This is a genomic window from Palleronia aestuarii (assembly GCF_003253995.1).
Taxonomy (GTDB): domain Bacteria; phylum Pseudomonadota; class Alphaproteobacteria; order Rhodobacterales; family Rhodobacteraceae; genus Palleronia; species Palleronia aestuarii.
Map to the genome: position 1 here is coordinate 1 of NZ_QKZL01000060.1, position 5960 is coordinate 5960.

At 62.8% G+C, this 5960-nt stretch carries 6 protein-coding genes; 2 read left to right on the forward strand and 4 right to left on the reverse strand.

Annotated features, from left to right (window positions below):
- The 4 genes from LX81_RS21470 to LX81_RS21485 all read right to left on the reverse strand — a co-directional run.
- Positions 1–207 (reverse strand): phage integrase N-terminal SAM-like domain-containing protein (locus tag LX81_RS21470; RefSeq protein WP_211322804.1); only part of this gene is annotated, 207 nt, incomplete at its 3' end.
- 449 nt (positions 208–656) lie between these two features.
- Positions 657–1355, reverse strand: a complete 699-nt coding sequence (locus LX81_RS21475; RefSeq protein WP_111539278.1) for an RES family NAD+ phosphorylase — start codon at positions 1353–1355, stop codon at positions 657–659.
- On the reverse strand, positions 1352–1891 hold the full coding sequence (locus LX81_RS21480) for an MbcA/ParS/Xre antitoxin family protein (RefSeq protein ID WP_308418345.1): 540 nt from the start codon (positions 1889–1891) through the stop codon (positions 1352–1354). Before LX81_RS21480 ends, LX81_RS21475 begins: the two co-directional genes overlap by 4 nt.
- A 402-nt stretch (positions 1892–2293) precedes the next feature.
- Complete coding sequence (locus tag LX81_RS21485) at positions 2294–3505, reverse strand: metallochaperone AztD (protein ID WP_111539280.1); 1212 nt, start codon at positions 3503–3505, stop codon at positions 2294–2296.
- A 103-nt stretch (positions 3506–3608) separates the two neighbouring features.
- On the opposite strand from LX81_RS21485, the gene LX81_RS21490 reads away from it, so the two are divergent.
- Together LX81_RS21490 and LX81_RS21495 are read left to right on the forward strand one after the other, a co-directional pair.
- Positions 3609–4823: a GTP-binding protein gene (locus LX81_RS21490; protein ID WP_111539281.1), complete on the forward strand. Its 1215-nt coding sequence runs from the start codon at positions 3609–3611 to the stop codon at positions 4821–4823.
- On the forward strand, positions 4820–5452 hold the full coding sequence (locus tag LX81_RS21495; protein WP_234822801.1) for a DUF1826 domain-containing protein: 633 nt from the start codon (positions 4820–4822) through the stop codon (positions 5450–5452). The genes LX81_RS21490 and LX81_RS21495 overlap by 4 nt, the downstream gene beginning before the upstream one ends.
- Positions 5453–5960 lie beyond the last annotated feature (508 nt).

A 5960-nucleotide genomic window follows, 5' to 3' on the forward strand; every position in this document is an offset into this window, starting at 1 on the left:
CGTCGATGGTGTGACCCCGGTGTCGGTCATGTGGAGCTGATAGGCGCGAAGATCCTCCGGCGTCGCCGTGTCGGGTGATCGCCCAAGAAAGGCCGCGAAATCCTTGATCGCGCGGATATGGGACTTCTGCGCCTTGTCGCCCATCCCGCGGATGCGCATGTCTTCGATCATCCGCTGGCGCAGCGGGGTTGCTCTCTCCTCCTTCATGGGAACCTCCTGTCTGATGATTGAGAAGGCCCCAATCGTCAGCCAGGTCGTGCAGATCACGAAATGCGCGCCGCTATGGGCGGCTCACTCCATCAGCCAAATGCGCCAATGCCGCGGAGCGGCTTCGTCCTTGGGCCGTGAGTGACGACCGCCAGCGCCGCTCCGATGTCGCGGCCACTGCGCTGCCGCAAGTCCGCTTCGAGCCCATACTGCTAGATGCTGCACGAAGCTCGGATGATGGCTTTTGCCGATCATATCGCAGATGTCGCATGACGTTCCTCATGCATTGGGCTCCGTTCGCCGTGATTAAAGCCCCGTACCTTCCCCAGTTTAGTCGAGTCCGCTCCAGCATGCACCGCTTCCTAACCTCGAACCGCCGGCAGCTGGGTGTTCCCGGCCGTCTTACGATGACGGGCCGGTTGCACCACCGAGGTTGGCATGCGGCTTGCTTAGAGGGCGAAGATGCACTGCGTGGAAAGGTTGCGGCCACGGGTGACCATGGCACCGTCCCAGAAGAGCTCATAGTGATCCCCTTGAACAGGGATCGGTAGAATATCCGGCCAAAAGACACCAATGCACATCCCTTCCTGGGCGCGCACGCTAGGATAGACCACCCCGTTGGACCCTGCCGCCCTGAGGGTGCGGGCAATCTCTTGACTTCGGGAATACGCGCCGGGATCGAGGGCGCCCGGGCATTCTGAAATATCGTGAAGATCGGCCTCGACGGATCCGACGAGGACCTGGAACTGAGAGGTCCATCCGGGCGCCTGGTCTGTCGCGGCCATGAACTCGCCATGGTGGAATGCCACTTCCCGGATCGCCACCTCCTCGCGGTCTGCGGCGTGGTAAACGCCATAGCTGCCATCCGAGAGCCGTCCAGGCCGGTCGATTGAGCAATGGAGGAACGGCGCCATGAGAAGCGATGCGCCCGGGCCTCCGACCCGGCGCTCCGCGGGCACCATCGACAAGTTGCCGACCTTGTCCCACACACGAGGGTTGGTCTTCGCCTCCGCCGAAGCCAAAGCCTCCCAATCGGCCGGATCAGCAATATCCTCAAAGAGGTCGACAGGCGGAAAGATCGACCGGATGATCCTGTAGGTCTTCCCCCAGGAAACTCGGGAAAGGGGAACGGCCTTCGGGTCCGTCACCAGCCACCGCGTTCCGCGTCGAGGTAGCGACGAACGCCGTATAGATCCATCATCTGCCCACCCATCATTACATCAAGGGCAGACTGGCCGCCGAAGACGGTATTGGCGCGCCGGATCCAGGCATGGGCACGCTCCGTATCGCGAACAAACATAATGCGAAGCGCTTTGTGGATTCCCAGAAGGAGTGACAGACGCGTCGCCAGATCGCGATCGATGCGACCAATCTTGCCTGCCTTCCAGCGCGACCAAGTACGCGGCGCAAGGCCTCCAAGAACCTGCCGGGCCTCCTCGTCCGTTAGACCCCATCGTCCCAACAGGGTTGTCACCGCCCGGGCCGAGGCCAGGGCCTCGTCTTCCGTCAGGTCCGGCCTGTCTGGCATGGCCGGCGTTGATTTGAGTTCGAGCAACATCTCTGGCGATCTCCGCTCTGCCATATGGCGGTTATATACATTATATTCGCCAAATGACAATGAAGAGAAGCATGCAATTTCGCAAGCACGCGAAAGTTTGCCTTCTAACAGGATCGTCACCGGCACTGGAGGACGCCCGCGGCCCGTGTGCCGCCCGCTCCCAGTGGTTTGGACCCAAGTCAGAGGCAGACACGATCCTGAAAATCGACACCCCCGGGAGATCATTGAAACGCGCGATGCGGGAGCGCTCTATCATACGTGCCTAAAACGGACCTTCGAATGGTATGCAGCGAAAGCCGGCTCTGTCCGCAGGGCGTGAGTTCGGGGATGCCTCGATCTCGCGATCGCGGCGAATGGCCGGTTCGGTGGGCCGCACCGCGGCATCCAGAGAAGAGGGGAACGGCAGCTGTGGGCCGACCACGAAGGTCAGCCCATTTCTTATGATCTAGAGCGCGTCGCTTACAAAGCTGGGAGCGGTTTGATGGGATCATGTCATCCCTCAAATGATCGGCTGCCGCATGGCCGCCGTCAATGGACCAGTCCACTGCCGCCGATCGCGAGCACGTTGTAGGGTGTCCCTTCGACCTCGATGGTACGTAGTTGCTCGAGGCTCTCGCTGTCGATCACGCGGACGAGGCCTTCGTTGGGATCTGTGAGCACCAGCGCATCGCCGGCAACCGCGAGCCGCGGGCGCGGATCGCGCCAGTGCCCGTCCATCGAGTAGGGTGCGGTGACTGAAGCCTGCGAGGTCTGCTCGAGACTGAGGATGTTGAGACGATGCAGTGTGCCGTCCTCGGTGAGGACATATGCATATTGTGGCTTCGCCGGATCGAGCACGAAGTCGACATGACGGAACGGGAATTCCACTCGGCTGAAATAGGGTTCGGTCTCGGGATCGATCACCACGAGGTCGTTGTCGCCATAGTCGCCTACGAAGATCTGAATTGCCGATCCACCGAGGAGCGTACCGGTCGCATTCTCGGGAAAGTCATCGGGATAGGGCAGGAAGCCCAGAGACAGCGCATCGCCGTCCTGACTCACCATCGCGGTGCCTTCCTCGCATCCCGCAAGCATGACATTGCCCGAGAAGGCCTCACCGTGGAGACCGGTGCAGGTCTGCATGTCGCTCGCTGGGGTTCCGTCTGCATCGAAGAGTTGCAGGCCGACGCGGCCTGGAAGGGCGTCGCCCTCGGTCTCTTCGTCGGAGGCGACAGAGCTGACCACGACGCCCCGGTGCGGCACGGAAAAGCCGTGATGCGCGCGGGCCTGCTCGAACCGGTCGCCATCGAAGTCTCCCGCCAGGATCTCGTCTTCCGTAAGGAATAGCGCATAACCCCCGCGATCGAAGTTGATTGCACTCGTGCCTTGATGGGTGACGACATGGAACGGGCGAGGGCCGGTCAGCTCGCCGTCGATCCGTGCAGGGTCGGAAATCTCGATATCCGCATGATCCCCGTGGCTTTCTAGCGCGATGCCGCTCCGCAGGAAGGCAACCCGGTCGTCGTCCGACTGGACGGCCAGCACAGCTTCGCCGGAGGCGGTCGGATAGAGGCGGGATGCGCCCCCGACGTCGAAGGTCCAGCGATTGTCCGGCGCATCGAGGTCGAGCGCGGTGATACGCCCATTGTCATGGTTGGCCACGAAGAGCCGCCAGAGCGTCGCGCTGTCGTCCTGCGCTGAGGCGGCGGTTCCGACGAAGGCTACGCTGGCGACAAGCACGGCGAGACGGGAGTTGATCATGGAATGCTCCTTGGTCCGAATTTCTGCCGAAGCCCCCTTGGGGTTGGCGTTCGGCAAGTCTTTCGTTATGTGTAATAGTATAACGTAGCAAGTAGAGATCGCCATGACGCAGACCGACACCCGCCTTCCCGTCACTGTCCTTTCCGGCTTTCTTGGTGCCGGAAAGACGACGCTGCTGAACCGCGTGCTCAACAATCGCGAGGGCCGCCGCGTCGCGGTGATCGTGAACGACATGTCCGAGGTGAACATCGACGCCGACCTCGTCAGGGACGGGGGTGCCAATCTCAGCCAGACGGACGAGACGCTCGTGGAGATGAGCAATGGCTGCATCTGCTGCACCCTGCGCGACGATCTTCTCCAGGAGGTCCACAGGCTCGCGGCCGAGGGACGCTTCGACTACCTGCTGATCGAATCGACCGGCATCTCCGAGCCGCTTCCCGTCGCCGCGACCTTCGACTTCCGCGACGAGGGCGGCGAGAGCCTTTCGGACGTCTCGCGGCTTGATACCATGGTGACGGTTGTCGATGCGGTGAACCTGCTGAACGACTTCTCCAGCCACGACTTTCTCCGCGATCGCGGAGAGACAATGGGCGAGGAGGACGAGCGGACCCTCGTGCACCTACTGACGGACCAAATCGAGTTCGCCGACGTGGTGGTGCTGAACAAGGTGTCTGATGCCGGCCCCGAGCGGACCGACGCCGCGCGCAAGATCATCCGCAGCCTCAATGCCGATGCGCGGATCATCGAAACCGATCGTTCGGACGTCTCCGCGGACGCGATCCTTGATACTGGACTCTTTGACTTCGAGAAGGCGCACGAGCATCCGATGTGGGCCAAGGAGCTCTACGGCTTTGCCGACCACGTGCCGGAAACCGAGGAATATGGCGTCGCCTCCTTCGTCTATCGCGCACGGCAGCCGTTCCATCCCGAGAAGGTGCTCGAGATTCTCAACGGCGACTTGCCGGGCGTGATCCGCGCCAAGGGGCATTTCTGGATCGCAACGCGGCCCGAATGGGTGGCCGAGTTCTCGCTCGCCGGGTCGCTGTCCTCTATCGCGCCGCTCGGGCAATGGTGGGCTTCGGTGCCCGAGGCGCGCCGCCCTGACCACGACAGCGCGCGGGCCTATCTGACGCAGCACTGGCAGGAGCCTTGGGGCGACCGCCGCCAGGAGCTGGTCTTCATCGGCGCGAGCATCGACTGGCCGGCCCTCAAGGCACGGCTTGATAATGCACTGGTCCCCGAGGAACTCGCCGCGGGACCGGACGCATTGCCGAACCTGCCCGATCCGTTCCCGGCATGGCGGAGGGCGGCAGCGTGACGATCCAGTCCACGATTGACCCACCCGCGGTCGGTGGCGTTCTGACGGTCCAGCAGCCAGACAGGCTGTGGGAGATCCGGTCGCAAGATGTCGGCGGGGTGATCTGGCAGAGATGTCCACTCACATCGTTCCAGGCGTGGATCGACGGACTGGACCCTGAATGTCTGCCGCGTGCTCGAACCGTTCTTCGCCCGGACGCGGTCGGAGAGGTGGTCTTGGGAGCGTGCGACAGCGCCGGAACCCCGGACGGTCCGGAACGCCGGCACCTGATCGACGATATCGCGACACTTGCCGACATCTTCTCGACTGTCATGGGCGCGACCTACCTGCGCTTGCGTCTGGACGTGGTCGACACGAATGCCTGCCGCCGTTTCCATATCGACCGTCTCACCGCGCGCCTCATCTGTACCTATCGCGGCACCGCCACGCAGTATGGCACGGCCCGCGAGGGCGATCCCGGGACGATCCACACGGTTCCGACAGGAACCCCCTTTCTCATGCGCGGTACGCTCTGGCCGGCCCGACCCGATCCGGGCCTCGTGCACCGCTCTCCGCCAATCGAGGGAAGCGGAAAGACACGACTGATCCTCGTCCTCGATCCAGTCGAAGACCCCAGCGGTGAGCCGTAAGCCGGAAATTTCGAACGTACAGATAGTTTCTTGCTTCGAGCAAGCATTGTACCGCCAACTCAACATTCATCCGCTCGAAGATACCGCGCGCCACCGCGAAGGTCCGCTTCGGGGAAGCTGCGCCGCGGAAATGGACGGCGGCTCGAATGTCCGGATTGGTGAAGGTTTTCTGATGCGGGTCGCGGCGAAACGTTGCGCACTGTCGGAACCACGACCCGTGTTGGAAAACCTCCCAAGGAGGAAGCCGCGGGGGTCTTGGTGCGATCTATGGGGAAAGTGCGCGATGGGGTGGGGCAACGGCTGGATCAGGGGGTCGGTTGAAGGTGCGCATGGCGCCTGAGACGGGCGGAAGCTCGTTCGATGATCCCGACAAAGCTGCTGGTTGCCGCGTGAGTGCCGCCGTGTGGCGCGCCGAAGGCAGACAGACCCAAACTATTTGGGCCGGGTCTGCGGATCGCAGCCGGTGGTGCTCCGTGATGGATGACGGGCGATACGTCATGCGGCCTGC